Below are 19,163 nucleotides of genomic sequence, written 5' to 3' on the forward strand. Positions count from 1 at the left end.
GGGCGGCCGCCATGATCTCGAAGATCCTCGACTTCTCCGTCCGCCAGCGTTGGCTCGTGGTGCTCCTGTCGCTGCTCGCGGCCGGGTTCGGCGTGTTCTCACTGACGAAGCTTCCCATCGACGCGGTGCCGGACATCACCAACAACCAGGTGCAGATCAACACCACGGCGCCCTCGCTCTCGCCGAACGACATCGAGCGCATCATCACGTACCAGGTCGAGACCGCGCTCGCAGGCATCAAGGGCCTGGAATACACCCGCTCGCTATCCCGGAACGGGTTCTCCCAGGTCACCGCCGTCTTCTCCGAGGCGACGAACATCTATTTCGCCCGCCAGCAGGTCGCCGAGCGCCTTCAGGAGGCCGAGGCGGCGATGCCGTCCGGGGTCGAGCCGCGCATGGGGCCGATCTCGACGGGCCTGGGCGAGATCTACATGTGGTCGGTGCACTACGCGAAACCTGCCGAGCGCAAGGTCTCGAAGCCCGGTAAACCCGGTTGGCAGCCGGACGGCAGCTACCTCACACCCGAGAGCCACAGGCTCTCGACGGAGCTCGAACGCACGGCCTACCTGCGCACGGTCCAGGACTGGATCATTCGCCCACAGGTGAGGACCGTCCCAGGTGTGGCCGGCGTCGACGGCATCGGCGGCTTCGAGAAGCAGTACCACGTCCAGCCCGACCCGATGAGGCTGACGGCCCTCGACCTGTCCTTCGCCGACATCGGCAGGGCGCTGGAGGCCAACAACGCCAACCAGGGCGCGCGCTACCTGGAGGACAACGGCGAGGGCTACGTCGTGCGCGCCGCCGGCCGCTTGGAGAGCATGGAGGACATCGGGTCGGTCGTCGTGACCACACGCGGCGGCGTGCCGGTCCGCATCTCCGACGTCGCCGAGGTGCGGATCGGGCGCGATCTGCGCACCGGGTCGGGCAGCGAGGACGGGCAGGAGGTCGTCATCGGCACCGCCCTGATGCTCATCGGCGAGAACAGCCGCACCGTCGCCGCCGCGGTCGACGCGCGCATGACCGGCATCCGGCGCACGCTCCCGCCCGGCGTCGAGGTCCAGACGGTCCTCAATCGCACGGTCCTGGTCGAGGCCACCATCCGAACGGTCGCCAAGAACCTGGCCGAGGGCGCCGCCCTCGTCGTGGTCATCCTGTTCCTGCTGCTCGGCAACATCCGCGCGGCCATCGTCACGGCCCTAGTCATCCCGGTGGCGATGCTGATGACCATGACGGGCATGGTCCAGGGGCGCATCAGCGCCAACCTGATGAGCCTCGGGGCCCTCGATTTCGGCCTTATCGTCGACGGGGCAGTCATCATCACCGAGAACGCCCTTCGCCACCTCGCCGAACGCCAAGGGGAACTCGGGCGAAAGCTCGACTTGGAGGAGCGCCTCGCCACCGTGCGGGCCTCGGCCGAGGAGATGATCAAGCCCTCCCTCTACGGGCAGGCCATCATCATCCTCGTCTACGTGCCGCTCCTCACCTTCACCGGGGTCGAGGGCAAGATGTTCGAGCCGATGGCGCTTACCGTCATCATCGCCCTGGTCGCGGCCTTCGTCCTGTCGCTCACCTTCGTCCCGGCGATGATCTCCATCGTCATCACCGGCAAGGTCACCGAGACCGACAACTTCTTCGTCCGGGCGATCAAGGCCGCCTACCGCCCGGTCCTCGGGGCCGCCCTGCGCGTGCCCATGCTTTTCGTCGCGGTCGCCCTGGTGCTGCTCGTCGGAGCCGGCGTCCTGTTCAGGGGTCTGGGGCAGGAGTTCATCCCGCAGCTCGACGAGAAGAGCATCGCGTTGAACGCCCAGCGCATCCCGTCGACGTCCCTGTCGCAATCGCAGGCGATGCAATTGAAGGTCGAGCAGGCCATCGGCCGGTTCCCCCAGGTCGCCTACGTCTTCTCGAAGACCGGCACCGCCGAGGTCGCCTCGGACCCGATGCCGCCGAGCTCGTCGGACACCTTCGTCATCCTGAAGCCGCAAGCCGAATGGCCGGACCCGGACCTGTCCAAGGCCGAGTTGCAGGAGAGCATCGAGAAGGCCCTCGGGGCGCTCGCGGGCAACGTCTACGAGTTCTCCCAGCCCATCCAGCTTCGCTTCAACGAGCTGTTGGCCGGCACCCGCGGCGACCTCGCCGTAAAGGTCTTCGGCGATGATCTGGGCGCGATGACCGCGGCCGCGAACCAGATCGCCGGCATCCTGCGCGGGGTCGAGGGCGCGGACGACGTGAAGGTCGAGCAGACGGCTGGGCTGCCGTTCCTGGAGATCGGGATCAACAAGGCCGAGGCGGCCCGCCTGGGCCTGAGCACGTCCGCGATCCAGGACGTCATCGGGGCGGCCATCGGGGGCCGCGAGGCGGGCGTCGTCTTCGAGGGCGACCGGCGCTTCCCCATCGTCGTGCGCCTCAACGACAAGGTGCGCGAGGACCGCGAGGCCCTGGAGAACATCCCGGTGCCGTTGCCTCCCGGACCGAACGGGCGCGCCGCGTCCGTGCTCCTGAAGCAGGTCGCGAGCTTCTCGGTGACGGAGGGCCCGAACCAGATCTCGCGCGAGAACGGCCGGCGCCGGGTCGTGGTCACCGCCAACGTCCGGGGCCGCGACATCGGCTCGCTCGTGGCCGAGGCGCAAGACAAGGTGGCCACGGGGGTCTCACTTCCGGCCGGCTACTACGTCACCTGGGGCGGGCAATTCGAGAACCTGGCTTCCGCCCGCCAGCGCCTGATGGTGGTCGTCCCGGTGTGCTTCTTCCTGATCTTCCTGCTGCTGTTCTCGGCCCTGAACTCGGCCCGGGACGCGCTCCTGGTGTTCAGCGCGGTTCCTTTGGCGCTGACCGGGGGCATCGCCGCCCTATGGCTGCGGGGCATGCCGTTCTCGGTGCCCGCGGCCGTCGGCTTCATCGCCCTGTCCGGGGTGGCGGTGCTCAACGGCTTGGTGATGCTGACCTACATCAAGCAGCTCATCGCCGAGGGACGGCCAAGGCGCGAGGCCATCATGGAGGGCGCCATGACCCGGCTCCGTCCAGTGGCGATGACCGCGCTGGTGGCATCTCTCGGGTTCGTACCGATGGCGCTGGCGACCGAGACCGGGGCAGAGATCCAGCGCCCCCTGGCGACGGTAGTCATCGGCGGCCTCATCTCGGCGACCCTTCTGACCCTCGTCGTCCTGCCGGCCCTCTATGCCAGGTTCGCCGGTGCGGTCGCCCCCGAGAGGAAGGATCGGCCCATGCCGGTCCAACCGCATCTCCGCGCCGCCGAGTAGGAGGGTCGGCATGAGCAAGAAGGTCGCCCGAACCATCGCTGACTGGGGCGGCGGCGGCTCACGTCGCCGACGCCGCGTCAGGCCCCACGTCCGTCGCGCGGCCGGCCGGGCGTTCGCCCTGGCCCTCATCGCCATCCCGGCCTGCGTCTACCTTCTGTACTGCCTCTGCAACATCGGCGGGAGGACGCACTTCCACCTGATGCCGACGAGGCCGATCCATCCTCAGGACGGATCCCCGTGGGGAGACAAAGCCTCAATGATGCGGCAGTCGGCGACGGACCCGCAGCCGCACTGACCGATGACGTCACGCAGCTCATGCGCCAACCGGGTCAGGTCGGCCAGCTTGCGCTCGACCTGCGCCAGGTGGGCGCGGGCGATGGTGTCGACCTCGGCGCAGGACCGGTCGCGGTCGTCGGCCATGGCGAGAAGCTCCCGGATCTGGTCGACCGTGAAGCCGAGGTCCCGTCCCCGCCGGATGAAGCTCAGGCGGCGCAGGTGCTCCGGACCGTAGAGACGGTAGTTGCCCGCCGACCTTTCCGGCGCCGGCAGGAGCTTCACCTTCTCGTACCACCGGACCGTCTCGACGCGGGTGTTCGTCGCCGCGGCCAGGTCGCCGATGGTCATGGGGGGTGCGTGCGCCATGGCCTTGACCCTGTAGTTCCTACAGGGTGCATGTAGGGCCTCAGACCCTTCGGCGCGAGGCCCGGGTCGACGGAGCTTGCCATGTCAGGGCTAGGAACATCGGGAGCGGTCCCCGCGGGCGCCGCGCTGCGCTACCGCGTGAAGGGCATGGATTGCCCGAGCTGCGCGACCAAGATCGAAACGGCGGTAACCCGCCTGCCCGGCGTCCGCGACGTGCGCGTGAACTACACGGCCCAGGTCCTCGACCTCGTGCTCGACGAGGGCTCGACGCCCAGGGCGGACCTGGAGAACCGGATCACGGGGCTCGGCTATGGCGTCGGGTCCCTGCCGATCGCGGCCGACCTCGCCCGCTCGCAGACGACGGGCATCGCGGCCCCGGCCATCGTCGAGGAGGAGGCGGAGACCCCCGCCTGGCGCAGCCGCAAGGGGCTTTTGGCGCTGGGCATCGCCGTCCTGTTCGCAAGCGGATTTCTCCTGCAGACGGTTCGGCCCGGGCTGGCCGGGGAATACGCCTACTGGCCCGGCGCGCTCCTGGGTCTCGCCTTCTACGGACGCCGCGCCATCGCCGCCGCCCGCAACGGCTCGCCCTTCTCCATCGAGATGCTGATGTCGGTCGCCACCATCGGGGCGCTCGCCATCCATGCCGCCGAGGAAGCGGCGGTGGTGGTCCTCCTCTTCACCGTTGGCGAGATGCTCGAAGGCTTTGCGGCCGGCCGGTCCCGGGCCGGCATCAAGGCCCTCGTGGGCCTGGTGCCGAAGACGGCGCGCCTGGTCGAGGGGGACGGCGCCGTGCGTGAGGTGGCGGCCGCCTCCCTGGTGATCGGCCAAACCGTGCTGGTGCGCCCGGGTGACCGCGTCCCTGCGGACGGCGAGGTCACGGACGGCACGTCGAGCCTCGACGAGTCCCCGATCACGGGGGAATCGGTGCCCCGGCCAAAGGAGGTCGGGGACGCCGTCTATGCCGGCAGCGTCAATGCGGACGGGGCCCTGCAGGTCAGGGTCGCCCGGATGCCGTCGGACAACACCGTCGCCCGCATCCTGCACATGGTGGAGGAGGCGCAGGCGTCGAAGTCGCCGACCGCCCGGTTCATCGACCGCTTCAGCGCCGTCTACACCCCGGTCGCCTTCGCGGTCGCCGCGCTGGCGACGCTTGGCCCGCCGCTGCTGCTCGGCGCCGACTGGGGCACCTGGATCTATCGCGGACTGGCGTTGCTCCTCATCGCCTGCCCCTGCGCCCTCGTGCTCTCGACCCCGGCCGCCATCGCCTCGGGTCTTGCCGCCGGAGCGCGGCGGGGACTGCTGGTGAAGGGCGGCGCCGCCCTGGAGACCATCGGACGGGTGCGTACCGTCGCGTTCGACAAGACGGGGACGCTCACGGCAGGGCGTCCAAGGGTCACCGACGTCCTCCGATTTGCCCCGGACATGACGGATCGCACCCTGCTCGGGCTCGCGGCGACGGTGGAGGCCGGATCGAGCCACCCCATCGCTCGTGCGATCCTCGAACGTACGGAGGCCGACGCCATCCCCCTGCGCCCCGTACGCGATGCCCGTGCGGTTCCCGGCAAGGCCGTCCAGGCCACGGTTGCGGGACGCACGGTCGCGGTGGCATCCCCGCGCCACGCCGCGACACTGGCCAGCCTCTCGCCGGAAGCGGAAGCAACGGTGCGGGCCCTTGAGGAAGCGGGCAAGACCGCCGTCGTCGTGGTTCGGGACGGAGAGGCGCTCGGCGTCGTGGCGGTCCGGGACGAGCCCAGACAGGATGCGGCCGCCGGCGTCGCGGCCCTGCGCCGGCTCGGGGTCGAATGCGTGATGCTGACCGGCGACAACCGGCGCACCGGCGAGGCCATCGCCAAGGGCCTGGGACTATCGGTCCGGGCCGACCTGCTGCCGGCCGACAAGCTCGCCGAGATCGGCGCGTTGAAGGAGGTCGGGCCGGTCGCGATGGTCGGCGACGGCATCAACGATGCCCCCGCGCTCGCCTCCGCCAGCGTCGGGATCGCGATGGGCGGCGGCACCGATGCGGCGCTGGAGACAGCCGATGCGGCCATCCTCAACGACCGGGTGACGGACGTGGCGGCGCTCGTGGCGCTCTCCCGGGCGACGCTCGGCAACATCCATCAGAACGTGGCCATCTCCCTCGGGCTGAAGGGCGTGTTCCTGGTGACGACACTCGCCGGCATCACCGGGCTATGGCCGGCCATTCTGGCGGATACCGGGGCGACCGTCCTGGTGACGGCCAACGCCCTTCGCCTGCTTCGGGCCTGAGACGACGGTTTCGTGCTGGCTACGCGCCGGTGCCATCGTTGTGACCGGAGGCCGGAAACCACGACGCCGAGTTTCCGGAAAAGCTTTCCTTATCCAAGGCGACCGGGAGACTGCGCACCCACGGAACCGTCTCAGAAGCGGAGCCGTTCCTCGTCGCTCCCGTACCGTCCGTGCCGGTCCCATGATCGGCTCGGGCGAGACCGAGCCACCAACAACCCACGAGGAAGCCCCCATGAGGAAGTCCCTTTTCGCCGTCGCTGCCCTGGCCGCGCTCGGCGCCATCGGCATCGCCGCCCCCGCGTCGGCAGCCCCGGGCATGGTCGGCGCCGTCGAGGCCCAGACCAGCATCGTCGACGTCCGCATGGACGGGATGCACGGCCACCGCGGCCATGGCCGCATGATGGGCCATCGTCACGGGCACGGCCACATGATGCGCCACCATCACCACCGCGGCCACATGATGCGCCACGGTCATGGTCATCGCCACCACCGCATGTGATCGTCCAGGGGCCCTTCGGGGCCCCTTATTCCTTCTCTATTAAAACGACGGACCTCAAGGCAGGCAGGTCGCGCGGCCTGGCGGAAGCGAGCTTACATCCGCTCCTTGATGCTGGAGCCGACGAGCCACCAGTTCACCGGGTAGCTGGTCATGAATCCCGCGACCACGGCGACCTGCATGGCGAACCAGAACTCAACTGAGTTCACCGGCGCCCGTTGACCGGCAAGGTGCGGGAACACGGCGAACTGCGCGAGCGCCATGAAGCCGTACATGCCGACCTGCCAGGCGATCAGCGACAAGGTGTCGGCCTTGAGCGCGGCGACGATGCCCCGGCCCGGGGAGAGCCCGCGCATCGGCACGATGGCGTAATACTGGAACACGATCCCAAGCCCGAAGGCGAAGACGAAGTCCAGCGCCCAGACCGCGTACATCTTCTCCTCGAACAGCGACTGCCAGCCGAACCAGACCGCCACCACCGGCGCCAGGAAGGCGAGCCACTCGGCGGCGACGTCGCCCAGCATGCAGCCGCTCCCGCAGTGGAGCGCGCCCTTGCCCACCATCACCGGGAACGGCGTTTGCGTCATGTTCGGCGGCTTCTCGTCCCGCTCCATCGCGCGGTGATGCGCCTCCATGGTCGCGAGGCGGCCATAGCGAAAGTAGGCCCAGACCACGACCACCGTGCCGAACAAGGCGCTGACCGGCCAGACCACGTTCATCACGGTCATGTGCTGCGGATGCCGAATGACCTGCACCGACAGCAGCAACGAGCAGGCGGCCCCGAGCAGCAGGGCCAGGATCGAGAGCGCGTGGAGCCAGGCGGGGAACGTCGTGGCCATGCCGCTCAATGCCCCATCGCCAGCATCCAGACGGCCATGGCGACCATCATCACATTCTCGGTCAACGAGACGAAGCCGAGCGGCACCTTGCTCGATCCGCCGACGCAGGCGCACTTGATCTCGCGCTTGTCGACGTAGACCGCCTTGAACACCGAGACCGCGCCGATGGTGCCGATGAACAGGGCCACGGGGATCGACAGCCAGTTAAGGGCGCCGGCCACCATCAGGACGCCGGCGATGCCCTCCAGGAACGGGTAGGCGTAGGCGTAGCGCACCCAGCGCTTGGCCAGCAGGTCGTAGCCGAGGAACATCGACGAGAAGGTCTCGACGTCCTGCAGCTTGAGGAGGGCGAGGACGCACATGCTGAAGGCGATGTACCACTCGCCCGCCCGGACCGTCAGGGGCGTGCCGTACACGGCGTAGCTCGCCGCGAGCGCCATCAGCGCGGTCATCGAGAACACCGCCACCACCGGCGTGTAGGTCGTCGCGTTCGGGTCGTTGGCGGCCTGGCCGAAATGCCGCCTGAGGTCGTCGAAACCCCCGACGCGCTCGCCGTTGATGAAGGTCTGGGGCGTCGACTTGACCGCATGCTCGGCCTTGAAGCGGTCGGTCTCCTCGCGGGTGGTCAGCCAATGGTCCTCCACCTGGAAGCCCTGGCGTTCGAGGAGGTCCTTCGCCTTGAGGCCGTAGGGGCACGTGTGCTGCGGCATCATCATGCGGTACAGGACGGCCTTGCGGGACGCGGTGGCTTGCATCGGAAACTCCGTGGGTTGTCGGGGCGCGATGCCGTCCGGGCCTCGAAGTGGAAGCAGGGTGCGGGCAGCGGCCGATTGGGCTTGCGGACCTTCCTGCACCTTCCCATCATAGGAAGGTCAACGGAGGGACTCTCACGATGAACATTGGCGAGGCGAGCCGGGCCTCCGGGGTCTCGGCCAAGATGATCCGGCACTACGAGAGCATCGGGCTCGTGCCCCCGGCGGACCGGCGCGACAGCGGCTATCGCGATTATGGCACCGCCGACCTGCACCGGCTCGGCTTCATCCGGCACGCCCGGGACCTGGGCTTCTCGCTGGACCGCATCCGGGTGCTGCTCGGGCTCTGGAGCGACCCTGCCCGCAGCAACGCCGAGGTGAAGGCCATCGCGAGGGCCCACGTGAAGGAGCTCGAACAGCGGGCCCGCCAACTCAACGAGATGGCGAACGCCCTCCGGTCCCTGGCCGACGCCTGCGATGGCGACGGCCGGCCGGACTGCCCGATCATCGCCAGCCTGGAGACCGGGGCGAACGTCCCGCCCTGCCATCCGGGCGCCTCCCCGGGGGCGATGCCGCCCCCCGCACCGCGCCGGAAGGCCGTGGCCGGTCGCTGAGTCCGAACCGGCCCCGGCGGCGCTTCGGTCAGGCAGCCATCTTCCGGCAGCTCTCGGCGCAGCGGCGGCACTGCTCGACGCAATGCTGCATGTCGCCGACCTGCTCGCAGCTTCGGGCACAATCCTCGCAGACGTCGGCGCACTCGGCGCAGGTGTGCTTGTGATGCCTCGTCCCGATCAGCATGAAGTGCGCCGACGTCCGGCACATCTCGGCGCAGGCCAGCATCAGGCGGAAGTGCTCGGGCTCGACGTGCTTGCCGCCGGCCGGCAGGCAGCGGTTCGAGGCCATGCCGAGGCAGGTCTGGTAGCAGCGAAGACATTCGTCGATGCAGGACTGCATCTCGCTCGACATATTGCTCATGTGAAGCTCCTTGATGTTAGACAAAAAGAAACGAGCGTCAGCACTGGATGACAGTACCCCTCCAGTATTGCCTTGCTCATTCTGTCAACTCAGACGGCTATAGTTCGTTCTAATAAATTCCTTCTCTCATGCCCGGGATACTCAATCCGTCCGCAAGCGCCTACTCCGCCGCCTCGCGGTAAGCGGGTCGTTCGGCCGGGGCGACGCTCGCCGGCGTCTCGGCGGCCGCGGACAGACCCCATCCCTTCACGAGGGCGTAGACCGCCGGGATGACGACCAGCGTCAGCACGGTCGAGGACACCATCCCGCCGATCATCGGCACGGCGATGCGCTGCATCACTTCGGAGCCGGCGCCCGTGCTCCACAGGATCGGGATCAGGCCGGCCATGATGGCGGTCACGGTCATCATCTTCGGGCGAACCCGCTCGACCGCACCGACCATGATCGCCCGCCGCAGGTCCTCGCGGTTCAGGGGCCGCCCCTCGCGTGCGCAGGCGGCCCGGACCTCGTCGAGCGCGTGGTCGAGGTAGACCAGCATGATCACCCCTGTCTCGGCGGCGACGCCGGCGAGCGCGATGAAGCCCACCGCCACGGCCACCGACATGTTGAAGCCCATCCACCACATCAGCCAGATGCCGCCGACCAGGGCGAACGGCAGCGACAGCATGACGATGAGCGTCTCGGTCAGGCGCCGGAAGTTGATGAACAGCAGCAGGAACACGACGAGCAGCGTCAGCGGCACCACGACCTTCAGGCGCGCCTCGGCCCGCTCCAGGTATTCGTACTGCCCGCTCCACTGCAGGGTCGTGCCCTGTGGGAGCTTGACCTCGTCCACCACGGCCTTGCGCGCCTCGGCCACGTAGCCGCCGAGGTCGCGCCCATTGATGTCGACGAAGATGTAGACCGCAAGCTGTCCGTTCTCCGTGCGGATCGAGGTCGGGCCCCGGGTGAGTTCGACCTTGGCGACCTCGCGCAACGGCACCGTGCCCCCAGCCGGGAGTGGCACCTGCACCTCGTCGGCGATGGCCCGCGGATCGGACCGGAAGGCCCGGGGGTAGCGGACGTTGACGGTGTAGCGTTCGCGTCCCTCGACGGTGTTCGTCACGCTCTGGCCGCCAAGCGCCGTCGCGATGACGTCCTGCACGTCCCCGACCATCAGCCCGTAGCGCCCGAGCGCCTCCCGGTCCGGCGTGATGTCGAGGAAGTAGCCGCCGATGACCCGCTCGGCGTAGGCGCTCGACGTGCCCGGCACGTTGCGCACCACCGCCTCGACCTGGCGAGCGACCCCTTCCATCTCCTTAAGGTCGGTGCCCAGCACCTTGATGCCGACGGGCGTGCGAATGCCGGTCGAGAGCATGTCGATGCGGGCGCGGATCGGCTGCGTCCATGCATTCGACACGCCCGGGAACTGCAGGGCCTTGTCCATCTCGGCCTTGAGGCTCGCCAGCGTCACGCCGGGGCGCCACTCGGACGGCGGCTTCAGCGCGATGACCGTCTCGAACATCTCCATCGGCGCCGGGTCGGTCGCGGTGTTGGCGCGGCCCGCCTTGCCGTAGACCGAGGCTACCTCCGGGAAGGATTTTATGATGCGGTCCTGGGTCGCGAGGAGCTCGCCGGCCTTGGTCACCGACAGGCCCGGCAGGGTCGTCGGCATGTACATCAGCGTGCCCTCGTTGAGGTCGGGCATGAACTCCGAGCCGAGCTGACGGGCCGGCCACACGGTCGCCGCCAGCACCCCGAGGGCGAGCAGGACAGTCAGCACCCGCGCCCGCAGGACGCCCGCGATGAGCGGCCGGTAGAGCCAGATCAGGAGCCGGTTCAGCGGGTTCCTGTGCTCCGGGATGATCCGGCCCCGCACGAACAGCACCATCAGCGCGGGGACCAAGGTCACCGACAGGATCGCGGCTGCCGCCATGGCGAAGGTCTTGGTGAAGGCCAGCGGCCCGAACAGCCGGCCTTCCTGGCTCTCCAGTGTGAAGATCGGCAGGAAGCTGACCGTGATGATGAGGAGCGAGAAGAACAGGGATGGGCCGACCTCGGACGCCGCCTCCACCAGGATCTCCGTCCGCGGCTTGCCTGGCGGCGCCCGTTCCAGGTGCTTGTGGGCGTTCTCGATCATCACGATGGCGGCGTCGATCATGGCGCCGACCGCGATGGCGATGCCGCCCAGGCTCATGATGTTGGCGCCGAGACCCAGGGCTCGCATGCCGACGAACGCCATCAGGATCCCGACCGGCAGCATCAGGATGGCGACGAGCGCGCTCCTCACATGCAGCAGGAACACGACGCACACGAGCGAGACGACGACGCTCTCCTCGACCAGCGTGTGCCGCAGGGTGTCGATGGCCGCGTCGATGAGCTGGGAGCGGTCGTAGACCGGCAGGATCTCGGTGCCCGCGGGCAGGCTTTTCGCCACCTCCGCAAGCTTCGCCTTCACGCCCTCGATGACGTTCAGCGCGTTCGCGCCGAAGCGCTGCAGGACGATGCCGCCGGCGACCTCGCCCTCGCCGTTCATCTCGGTGATGCCCCGACGCTCGTCCGGTCCGAGCTCGACCCGGGCGACGTCCCGGACCCGCAGCGGCGTGCCGCCGGAAGTCTTGAGGACGATGTTCTCGATGTCGGCGACGCCCCTCAGGTAGCCGCGACCGCGGACCATGAACTCGAACTCGGAGAGCTCGACCGTGCGGCCGCCGACGTCGGCGTTGCTCGACCGGATTGCGTCCCGGAGCTTGTTGAGGGAGATGCCCTGGGCACGAAGCCGGTTCGGGTCGACCACGACGTTGTACTGCTTGACGAAGCCGCCGACGCCGGCGACCTCGGCGACGCCCTCTGCCCGCGAGGCCCCGAACCGGACCACCCAGTCCTGCAGGGAGCGAAGCTCGGCGAGCGTCCGTTCCTTTGCGACGACGACGTACTGGTAGACCCAACCCACGCCCGTGGCGTCGGGGCCGAGTGTCGGGGTTACCCCGGCCGGCAGGCGGCTCGCCGCGGCGTTGAGGTATTCGAGCACCCGCGAGCGGCCCCAGTACGGGTCGGTGCCGTCCTCGAAGATGACGTAGACGAACGACACGCCGAAGAACGAGAAGCCGCGCACCACCTTCGCCTTCGGCACCGTCAACATGGCGGTGGTCAGCGGGTAGGTGACCTGATCCTCCACGACCTGTGGCGCCTGGCCCGGGTACTCCGTGTAGACGATGGCCTGCACGTCCGAGAGGTCGGGGATGGCGTCGAGCGGCAGGGTGCGCAGCGACATCACCCCGACCGCGACGGCGAACACGGTCCCAACCAGCACCAGGACGAGGTTACGTGCCGACCAGCCAATGAGGCGCGCGATCATGGCGTGCCTCCCGCGTCGGCGGCCAGCCGGTCGTCCTTGGGCGGCGCCATGCCCTGGAGGGCCGCCTTCAGGTTGCTCTCGGCGTCGATGAGGAAGTTCGCGGAGGTCACGACGCGGTCGCCGGCCGAGATGCCGTCGCGGATCTCGGTGTAGCCGGTGCCGCGCACGCCGACCTTGACCTCCTTCGGCTCGAAACGGCCTTCCCCGCGGTCGAGGAGCACCACCTGCCGCTCGCCGGTGTCGATGACGGCGTCGTCCGGCACCGCGACCACGGGCTTGGTGTCGCCGGTCGCGACCTCGACGTCGGCATACATGTCGGGCAGCAAGGTGCCGTCGGGGTTCGGGAGCTCGATGCGCACCCGCGTGGCCCGGGTCTCCGGGTTCACCTGCGGATAGATCGTCCCGACCTTGCCGGAGTAGATGCGCCCCGGGGCCGAGCGCAGGCGGATCGTGGCGGCTTGCCCGACGCGGACGTTGGAAAGGTCGCGCTCGGGCACGTCGGCGAGCACCCACATCGTCGCGATGTCGCCGATGCGGAACAGGGTATCGCCGGCCGCGGCCTTCATGCCCTCGATGGCGGTCCGTTGCAGGACGATGCCGTCCCGGGGCGACGACCAGGTGATGGCCATCGGCACGTTCCGGGTCCGCTCCATCTCGTCGATCACCGCCTCGGAGACGTTCAGGTTCCGCAGGCGCCGCCTCGCGCCGTCGAAGCCCGGGTTGGCGATGAGCTGGGCCGCCGCCGCGTTGATCTCGGGCGAGTAGACGTGGACCAGCGCCTGGCCCTTGCGGACGCGGTCGCCGGTGGTGACGTTCTCGACATGGTCGACGTAGGCGTCCGACCGGGTCGCGATGACCGTCACCCGCCGCTCGTCGAGGGCGACCGTGCCGGGCACCCGGACGGGCTGCGCCACCACCCGGCGCTCGATGACCTCGGTCCGCACGCCGGTGCGCTGCACCTTGCCGGGCGAGACGGTGACGACGTTGCCGTCGCTGTCCTCACCCTCGTAGACGGGGATGTAGTCCATCCCCATCGAATCCTTCTTGGGCGTGGCCGAGGTGTCCGGCAGCCCCATCGGGTTGCGGTAGTAGCGGATGCGGCGGGCGCCCGCGGCGGGCTTCGCGTCCCCGGCCTTCCCCATGTCCTGGGCGGCCAAGTCATGCCCGGCCATCCCCTGGCCGGCCATGTCGGCAGGCATGGCCTCGCCGTCGTCCGAAGCGTCGAAGCGCACGTCCTCGCTGGCGTGGACCGCGCGGAACTCCCGGCCATCCGCGGTCGCCATCGGCGACAGCGAGTAGACCGGCTTCCCGTCCGGGTCCTGGTAGTAGACCACCGGTCCGGCCGCCTTCGTGGGGGCCGTAGCCTGCGCGGCCGGCATGGGGGCCGGAGACCACCGGGCGAGCTCCGTCCGGGCGCGCTCGGCGAGCGCCGGCACGGGGTTCTCCCCATGCCCCGCGACATAGCCGGCGCCCCCCGCCGCGAGTGCGGCGAGGGTCCCGGCGAACCAGGCCGCGCGGCTCACTTGACGGCCTTGAAGACCAGCTTGTCCTCGACCGTGCCGGTCTCGCCCTGGACCTTGGCCCCGAGCGACAGGCGCCAGCCGCCGGCCATCGTGAGCTTCGCCTTGAAGCGATAGACGCCCGGCTCGGTCGTGGGGAGCTGCTCGATCTTCGAGGTCATCTCGTCCATGCTGTCGGGCGCCATGTCGATGCGCTTGGCGAAGATCACGGCGTCGGGAACCGGCTTGCCGCTGCGCTTATCGAGAAGGCGCACCGACAGGACAGCCTCGCCGACCTTGGCCTCCTGCTGCAAGAGCTCGAAGCGGTAGTCCTTGATGTCGGCAAGCGCCGGGAACGCGGTCGCCGACAGGGCGGCACCGAGCAGCGCCGCCGAGACGGCGCGCGGAAAAGGCTTCTGGGTCACGGGTGTTGTCTCCTGAACGCGATGGCGGGCCGCGCGTGGACGCGCGGCGTCATGCCGGCGCTCACGCCGGCGGCATCGGGTTCAGGCTCGGGGAGGCTCGGTGGGCGGCCCTTGCGAGAGGCTGTCGAAGGACGCGATGACGGCCCAGGTGGGTCCCTCGAAGCGGGCGACGCGACCCGGAAGTCCGAGGGCGACCGGAAGTCCGGTGGCGACCTTAGCCAGGCAAAGCGCCATCAGGGGGCAGCCCTTCGAGCAGTCGGGCATGTCCGGCCGCTCCTTGGGGCAGCACGGCATCTCGTCCATGGCCATCCCGGCCATGCCGTCCATGGCCTCGTCGGACATCGCCATGGCGTGACCGTGAACGCCCGTCGGCGCGCGCATGCCTGCGGCAGCCGCGGATGCGGTCACCGGCGCAAGGGCGAGGCTGAGGACCGCCAGGAGCGGGAGCAGCCTGCGAAGGGCGAGCCAGAAGGTCACCGTCCGACGATGCCACATCACAGACCGGCAAGGAAGGGACGGGACTACCGGACGCGCCAAGGGGATACGACGAGCGCGAGTTTCGCGATGACGGGCACGGGACGGAAGACGTAGGTGTCGCGCGACGACCGGACGCCCCGCGCCCGGGGACCCGGAGCCATGCACCCGAGGCTACCGGACGCGCTCCATCGAGCGTCGGATCGTGACCGGGAGAGGACGGATCGTCCAGCACGGCACCATGCCCGGACCGGGACCAAGCGGGTATGCCTCCTGTCCGGTCCGCAGCTCAGGAGGACCCCGAGCAGCAGGATGCGGACCCGCCGTTCTCGCGGGCTTCCTGGATGGGCGGACAGGGGACCTCGCCGAAGGAGCAGAAGACGCAGCAGTCGCCCGCCTTCGGGCGCAGGAGCGTGCCGCAGCCGGTGCACTCGTAGAAGAACTGGCAGGCGTCGGTCGGCATCGTCTCCGTCGCTCGATGACCGCAGTGCGGGCAGGTCAGGGTGGACCGAAGCTGCATCGTCCGCCTCACCGCATCGCCTTGAGCACGACAGGCTCAAGGTATGGTTCCCACGCGAGCGCCAAACCGACCAGCACCGTCCCAAGTCCCAGAAGGCCAGGGGTACGCCATGACGGCCCCATGCGAGCACATGGTTCGGCCATGTCGCATGCCGTCGCCCGGTAACGGAAGAACAGCGCCCAACCCATGAGGAGGGCCAGGGCGGCCCCGCCAAGCAGGATCGGCCGGATGCTAGCCAACATGGCCAATCCTCCGAAAACCGCCCCTGTCGCGCCGAGACCGGCAAGCGCCACCGGGAGGGCGCAGCAGGACGAGGCCGCCAGGGCACCCAGCCCGGCGACCGTGCCCAGCCCGGCGAACCAGCTTCCCGAGGGAATCGGCAGGCCGTCCCGCGGACGTGAGGCGGGTCTTGCGGGAGGCGCCATGGATGGTGTGTCGATCATCATCGTGCCACCCTGCATCCCGTAGCCACTACGGGATCAAGCGAAAAATGGCGAAGGGTGCGCGAGGTCTCTCCATAGGGCAGATCGCGGCGGCGGCCGGGATCAACCTGGAGACCGTCCGCTACTACGAGCGCATCGGGCTCATGCCGCCGCCGGCTCGCACGGAGGGCGGTCACAGGGCCTACGATCCTGCCCATGTCCGGCGCCTGGCGTTCATCCGTCAGGCTCGCGCATTGGGCTTCGGGATCGAGGACATCCGGACCCTGCTGGCGTTGGCCGCGCCCGGGCACCGGTCCTGTGGCGAGGTCCGGGACGTCGCAGCCGCCCACCTTGCCGAGGTCCGCGCCAAGCTCGCCCGTCTCGCGCGGCTTGAGCGCATCCTGAGCGACACCGTGGAGCGGTGCAGCGGCGCCCCGACGCCGGCCTGCCCGGTTCTCGATATGCTCGATGCACCGATGTGAAAGCCGGCCCATCCGACACCCAGCAGTGGAACGGGACCGCCGGTCGTCCTTGTCTTGGTCCCAAGAGGCCGGAAGCGGGTGGCGATGCGGGGTCACGCAGCCGCTCGTCCGTGGAACGACCGTCGACCTAGGCGTCGACCGGCGAGGATGCCGGGGCGCCGAACCTTGGCATGAGGCGGACGTAGATGAGTTCGCTGAGGAGCTCGACCAGCGTCTGCGTGACGATGACGGCGGGCAGGAGTGGCACGGCACCCGGAACCGCAAACGCCAGCGGCAGGACCACCAGGGAGTTTCGCGTGGCGGCGCTGAAGGCCAGCGTGCGGACGGTGGGGGCATCCAGGCGGAACGCGCGCCCGACCGCCCAACCCAGCAGCGGAGCCGCCACGGCGAAGACGACGTAGACGGGGACCACCCGCGGGGCGTCGTCCAGGGCGGGCCCGAGCTGGGGCAGGACGGACGCGATCACCACGAACAGGACGAGGGCCGTTGCCGGCACCGGCAGAAGCCCGAGCCCGGCGGCGATCCGCTGGCCGGTGCGGCTGCGTGCGGCCCAGATCTGCACGGCCGCAGCAAGTCCGAGGGGAACCGCGATGAGCCAGACGAAGGCGTGCACGAACGGACCGACCTGGACGAACCTGGCGGCGTCCTCGCCGAGGAAGACGTTGAGGTAGACCGGCAGCAGCAGCATCTGCGCGATCAGCAGCGCCGGGGTGGAGGCCAGCAGCACCTTGGCGTCCGCGCGGCCGAGGTGGGCGAAGGTGACAACGTAGTCGATGCACGGCGTGAGCAGGACCATGAGCACGCCCAGCCGCAGCATCGGATTGGCGGGCAGGAACTGGATCAGGCAGGCCACCAGGATCGGCAGCGCGACGAAGTTCGTGGCGAGGAGCGCCGCCAGGAAACGGACCCGCGTAAAGGCTTTCCCCAACTCGGGCAGGGGTACCTGGAGGAAGGTGACGAACAGCATCAACGCCAGGGCCGGGTTGATCCCGACGTCCAGGGCCGTGGTTCCGGGGACCAACAGCGCAACGACGACGGCCAGGCCGATGGCGGCGAAGTAGATCGGGATCTGGCGGCCTTCGAGGATGTCGCGCAAGGTGGTCATGCTTCCTCGCAGGCGATCCTGGGGGCTTGCTCGACCCGCTGGGGCCGTCCGGTGCATTTGGCGAACAGGTCGATGGCGCGGTCGCAGACCTCGCAGTGACCCTCGCAGCAATCGCGCATGAGGAAGGCGACGAGGTCGGACAGGGCCGGGAAGATCGCGCTGTAGATGATCGAGCGACCTTCGCGGCGGCTCTCGACGAGGCCGGCGTTCTCCAGGTGGTTGAGGTGGAACGAGATGCGCGGCGCCGAGGCACCTGCGATGGCCTCGGTGATGGCACCGGCGGCCATGCCCTTCGCCCCGGCGGTCACCAGCATGCGGATGATGCGTAGGCGGGTTTCCTGCGCGATGGCCGCGAAGCCGTCGAGCGCTTGCTTTTCCTGCACGACACTTAAACCGTTATGGAATCGTTTAAGCGTCAGTAGGCTCACGACGGGTCGGAGGCAAGGACCGGATCTGGACCGGATCACGGCGGACGTCCCAGGCAGCCTCCGCTTTCCTAGCTTCGCGGCCGGACACGCCAGAGCGATAGGGCAAGCGCAACGTTCGCCACGGCGAGCACGCTGAGCAGTGCATAGGTCGCGTCCGCGCCCGCGTGGGTCAGGACCAAGGCTCCGACGGAGGGTGCAAGCGCTTGGGCCACCAGCCCCGGGCGGGCGAGGCGGCCGACGAGCGCGGCGTAGCGTTCGGGACCGAACAGGGCCAGGGGCACCGTACCCCGTGCAATCGAGTAGATCCCGTTGCCGGCCCCGTAGAGGACCAGCGCCAGCCCGACCAAGGGTAGGCCGGCCGTCAGCATCGCGATCCCGAGGACCACCAGGACCATGGCGGCGGTCAGGGTCCAGAGGGGATGGTGCCGACCCTTGCCGGCCATCTCGACGATGCGCGCACCCACCTGTGCCGGTCCGATCAGGGCACCATAGGCGACGGCCGAGGTGAGAGCCACGCCACGGGCCTGGAGCAGGGTGATGAGGTGCACCGAGACCATGGCCATCACCGTGCCGCCGAGGGTCAGCACCCCTGCCATGAGGAGGAAGGCACGACGCTCCCGGCCATCGAGCCGGACGCCGGGGATCGCGCCTTCGGATCGCGTGACCGGATGCGCGGGGGGCCGGGGGATCGCGAGCAGGACGAGCGGCAGCGTGACCGAGAGGTGCAGCCCGGCATAGGCGAGGCAGGTCCCGCGCCAGCCGACCCGCTCGATCAGGAAGGCCGAGAGCGGCCAGCACACCGTGCTGGCGAAGCCGCCCCACAGGGTCAGGGTCGTGATGGCGGGCCTTGCCTCGGCGCCGTAGAGGCGCCCGAGCGTGGCGAAGGCGGGGTCGTACAGGCCGGTGCCCATGCCGAGGCCGACGAGGAGCCAGGCCGCGAGGTAAGCCGTGAGGTTCGGGGCAAGGGCAAGGCCCATGAGGCCCAGCGCCAGCGCGATGGCGGCGAAGGCCAGCACCGGCCGCCCGCCATGCTCCCCGATGAAGGCTCCCACCCGCGGCGAGACGAGGCCTGCGACGAGGAGGCCAAGGGACAGCCCTCCGATAACCCAGCCGAGGGGCCATCCCGTATCCTTCGACATCGGCGCGGCCAGCACCGACAGGAGGTAGAACGAGGAGCCCCAGGTCAGGATCTGGATCACGCCCAGGGCCGAGATCACGGGCCATCGGCGCGCCGGGGCCATCGGA

At 69.4% G+C, this 19,163-nt stretch carries 18 protein-coding genes; 5 read left to right on the forward strand and 13 right to left on the reverse strand.

The window, feature by feature from the left end:
- The first annotated feature begins 11 nt into the window (after positions 1-11).
- The gene (locus ASF08_RS20440; protein ID WP_055958969.1) at positions 12-3,257 is read left to right on the forward strand and encodes an efflux RND transporter permease subunit; all 3,246 of its coding nucleotides are present in this window, start codon (positions 12-14) and stop codon (positions 3,255-3,257) included.
- Positions 3,258-3,479: 222 nt separating this feature from the next.
- On the opposite strand, the gene ASF08_RS20445 is transcribed toward ASF08_RS20440, so the two are convergent.
- Entirely contained in the window at positions 3,480-3,881 is a 402-nt protein-coding gene (locus ASF08_RS20445; protein WP_055958972.1) for a MerR family transcriptional regulator, read from the reverse strand.
- Positions 3,882-3,980: 99 nt separating this feature from the next.
- Between ASF08_RS20445 and ASF08_RS20450 the strand changes: the two genes are divergently transcribed.
- Both ASF08_RS20450 and ASF08_RS24325 read left to right on the forward strand, forming a co-directional pair.
- A complete protein-coding gene (locus tag ASF08_RS20450) occupies positions 3,981-6,164 on the forward strand; it encodes a heavy metal translocating P-type ATPase (protein ID WP_055958976.1) in 2,184 nt (727 codons plus the stop codon).
- A 232-nt stretch (positions 6,165-6,396) separates the two neighbouring features.
- Complete coding sequence (locus tag ASF08_RS24325; protein WP_055958979.1) at positions 6,397-6,663, forward strand: hypothetical protein; 267 nt, start codon at positions 6,397-6,399, stop codon at positions 6,661-6,663.
- A gap of 92 nt (positions 6,664-6,755) precedes the next feature.
- Here the strand turns inward: ASF08_RS24325 and ASF08_RS20460 are convergent, their stop codons facing one another.
- Positions 6,756-7,499 (reverse strand): DUF4396 domain-containing protein, encoded by a 744-nt coding sequence (locus ASF08_RS20460; RefSeq protein WP_055958982.1) that lies wholly within the window; start codon positions 7,497-7,499, stop codon positions 6,756-6,758.
- A 5-nt stretch (positions 7,500-7,504) separates the two neighbouring features.
- Entirely contained in the window at positions 7,505-8,254 is a 750-nt protein-coding gene (locus ASF08_RS20465) for a MauE/DoxX family redox-associated membrane protein (protein WP_055958985.1), read from the reverse strand.
- Between the two features lie 137 nt (positions 8,255-8,391).
- On the opposite strand from ASF08_RS20465, the gene cueR reads away from it, so the two are divergent.
- Positions 8,392-8,865: a Cu(I)-responsive transcriptional regulator gene (gene cueR, locus ASF08_RS20470; RefSeq protein WP_055958989.1), complete on the forward strand. Its 474-nt coding sequence runs from the start codon at positions 8,392-8,394 to the stop codon at positions 8,863-8,865.
- Between the two features lie 28 nt (positions 8,866-8,893).
- Here cueR and ASF08_RS20475 read toward each other — a convergent pair whose 3' ends face one another.
- The 7 genes from ASF08_RS20475 to ASF08_RS20505 form a co-directional block, all read right to left on the reverse strand.
- On the reverse strand, positions 8,894-9,226 hold the full coding sequence (locus tag ASF08_RS20475) for a four-helix bundle copper-binding protein (protein ID WP_055958992.1): 333 nt from the start codon (positions 9,224-9,226) through the stop codon (positions 8,894-8,896).
- Positions 9,227-9,386: 160 nt separating this feature from the next.
- A complete protein-coding gene (locus tag ASF08_RS20480) occupies positions 9,387-12,563 on the reverse strand; it encodes an efflux RND transporter permease subunit (protein WP_055958995.1) in 3,177 nt (1,058 codons plus the stop codon).
- The gene (locus ASF08_RS20485; protein ID WP_055958997.1) at positions 12,560-14,086 is read right to left on the reverse strand and encodes an efflux RND transporter periplasmic adaptor subunit; all 1,527 of its coding nucleotides are present in this window, start codon (positions 14,084-14,086) and stop codon (positions 12,560-12,562) included. The genes ASF08_RS20480 and ASF08_RS20485 overlap by 4 nt, the downstream gene beginning before the upstream one ends.
- Positions 14,083-14,487 (reverse strand): FixH family protein, encoded by a 405-nt coding sequence (locus tag ASF08_RS20490; protein WP_055959001.1) that lies wholly within the window; start codon positions 14,485-14,487, stop codon positions 14,083-14,085. The genes ASF08_RS20485 and ASF08_RS20490 overlap by 4 nt, the downstream gene beginning before the upstream one ends.
- An 81-nt stretch (positions 14,488-14,568) precedes the next feature.
- A complete protein-coding gene (locus tag ASF08_RS20495) occupies positions 14,569-14,964 on the reverse strand; it encodes a hypothetical protein (RefSeq protein ID WP_055959004.1) in 396 nt (131 codons plus the stop codon).
- 286 nt (positions 14,965-15,250) lie between these two features.
- Complete coding sequence (locus tag ASF08_RS20500) at positions 15,251-15,481, reverse strand: GDCCVxC domain-containing (seleno)protein (RefSeq protein ID WP_055959007.1); 231 nt, start codon at positions 15,479-15,481, stop codon at positions 15,251-15,253.
- An 8-nt stretch (positions 15,482-15,489) separates the two neighbouring features.
- Complete coding sequence (locus ASF08_RS20505) at positions 15,490-15,927, reverse strand: mercury transporter MerT (RefSeq protein ID WP_162238978.1); 438 nt, start codon at positions 15,925-15,927, stop codon at positions 15,490-15,492.
- A 44-nt stretch (positions 15,928-15,971) separates the two neighbouring features.
- Here ASF08_RS20505 and ASF08_RS20510 point away from each other — a divergent pair, with 44 nt between their 5' ends.
- The gene (locus tag ASF08_RS20510) at positions 15,972-16,385 is read left to right on the forward strand and encodes a MerR family transcriptional regulator (RefSeq protein WP_055959010.1); all 414 of its coding nucleotides are present in this window, start codon (positions 15,972-15,974) and stop codon (positions 16,383-16,385) included.
- Positions 16,386-16,512: 127 nt separating this feature from the next.
- Here the strand turns inward: ASF08_RS20510 and ASF08_RS20515 are convergent, their stop codons facing one another.
- From ASF08_RS20515 to ASF08_RS20525, 3 genes are all read right to left on the reverse strand, one after another.
- Entirely contained in the window at positions 16,513-17,490 is a 978-nt protein-coding gene (locus tag ASF08_RS20515; RefSeq protein WP_055959013.1) for an arsenic resistance protein, read from the reverse strand.
- Positions 17,487-17,873, reverse strand: a complete 387-nt coding sequence (locus ASF08_RS20520; protein ID WP_055959016.1) for an ArsR/SmtB family transcription factor — start codon at positions 17,871-17,873, stop codon at positions 17,487-17,489. Before ASF08_RS20520 ends, ASF08_RS20515 begins: the two co-directional genes overlap by 4 nt.
- Positions 17,874-17,986: 113 nt before the next feature.
- Positions 17,987-19,159: an MFS transporter gene (locus tag ASF08_RS20525; RefSeq protein ID WP_055959019.1), complete on the reverse strand. Its 1,173-nt coding sequence runs from the start codon at positions 19,157-19,159 to the stop codon at positions 17,987-17,989.
- Positions 19,160-19,163 lie beyond the last annotated feature (4 nt).

It is taken from the genome of Methylobacterium sp. Leaf85 (genome assembly GCF_001422125.1).
Taxonomy (GTDB): domain Bacteria; phylum Pseudomonadota; class Alphaproteobacteria; order Rhizobiales; family Beijerinckiaceae; genus Methylobacterium; species Methylobacterium bullatum.

Coding starts and splice junctions, on each gene's coding strand:
- ASF08_RS20460 (WP_055958982.1), bottom strand. CDS start 7,499: ATGGCCACGACGTTCCCCGCCTGGCTCCACGCGCTCTCGATCCTGGCC.
- cueR (WP_055958989.1), top strand. CDS start 8,392: ATGAACATTGGCGAGGCGAGCCGGGCCTCCGGGGTCTCGGCCAAGATG.
- ASF08_RS20450 (WP_055958976.1), top strand. CDS start 3,981: ATGTCAGGGCTAGGAACATCGGGAGCGGTCCCCGCGGGCGCCGCGCTG.
- ASF08_RS20445 (WP_055958972.1), bottom strand. CDS start 3,881: ATGACCATCGGCGACCTGGCCGCGGCGACGAACACCCGCGTCGAGACG.
- ASF08_RS24325 (WP_055958979.1), top strand. CDS start 6,397: ATGAGGAAGTCCCTTTTCGCCGTCGCTGCCCTGGCCGCGCTCGGCGCC.
- ASF08_RS20480 (WP_055958995.1), bottom strand. CDS start 12,563: ATGATCGCGCGCCTCATTGGCTGGTCGGCACGTAACCTCGTCCTGGTG.
- ASF08_RS20500 (WP_055959007.1), bottom strand. CDS start 15,481: ATGCAGCTTCGGTCCACCCTGACCTGCCCGCACTGCGGTCATCGAGCG.
- ASF08_RS20465 (WP_055958985.1), bottom strand. CDS start 8,254: ATGCAAGCCACCGCGTCCCGCAAGGCCGTCCTGTACCGCATGATGATG.
- ASF08_RS20475 (WP_055958992.1), bottom strand. CDS start 9,226: ATGAGCAATATGTCGAGCGAGATGCAGTCCTGCATCGACGAATGTCTT.
- ASF08_RS20515 (WP_055959013.1), bottom strand. CDS start 17,490: ATGACCACCTTGCGCGACATCCTCGAAGGCCGCCAGATCCCGATCTAC.
- ASF08_RS20440 (WP_055958969.1), top strand. CDS start 12: ATGATCTCGAAGATCCTCGACTTCTCCGTCCGCCAGCGTTGGCTCGTG.
- ASF08_RS20525 (WP_055959019.1), bottom strand. CDS start 19,159: ATGGCCCCGGCGCGCCGATGGCCCGTGATCTCGGCCCTGGGCGTGATC.
- ASF08_RS20505 (WP_162238978.1), bottom strand. CDS start 15,927: ATGATGATCGACACACCATCCATGGCGCCTCCCGCAAGACCCGCCTCA.
- ASF08_RS20510 (WP_055959010.1), top strand. CDS start 15,972: ATGGCGAAGGGTGCGCGAGGTCTCTCCATAGGGCAGATCGCGGCGGCG.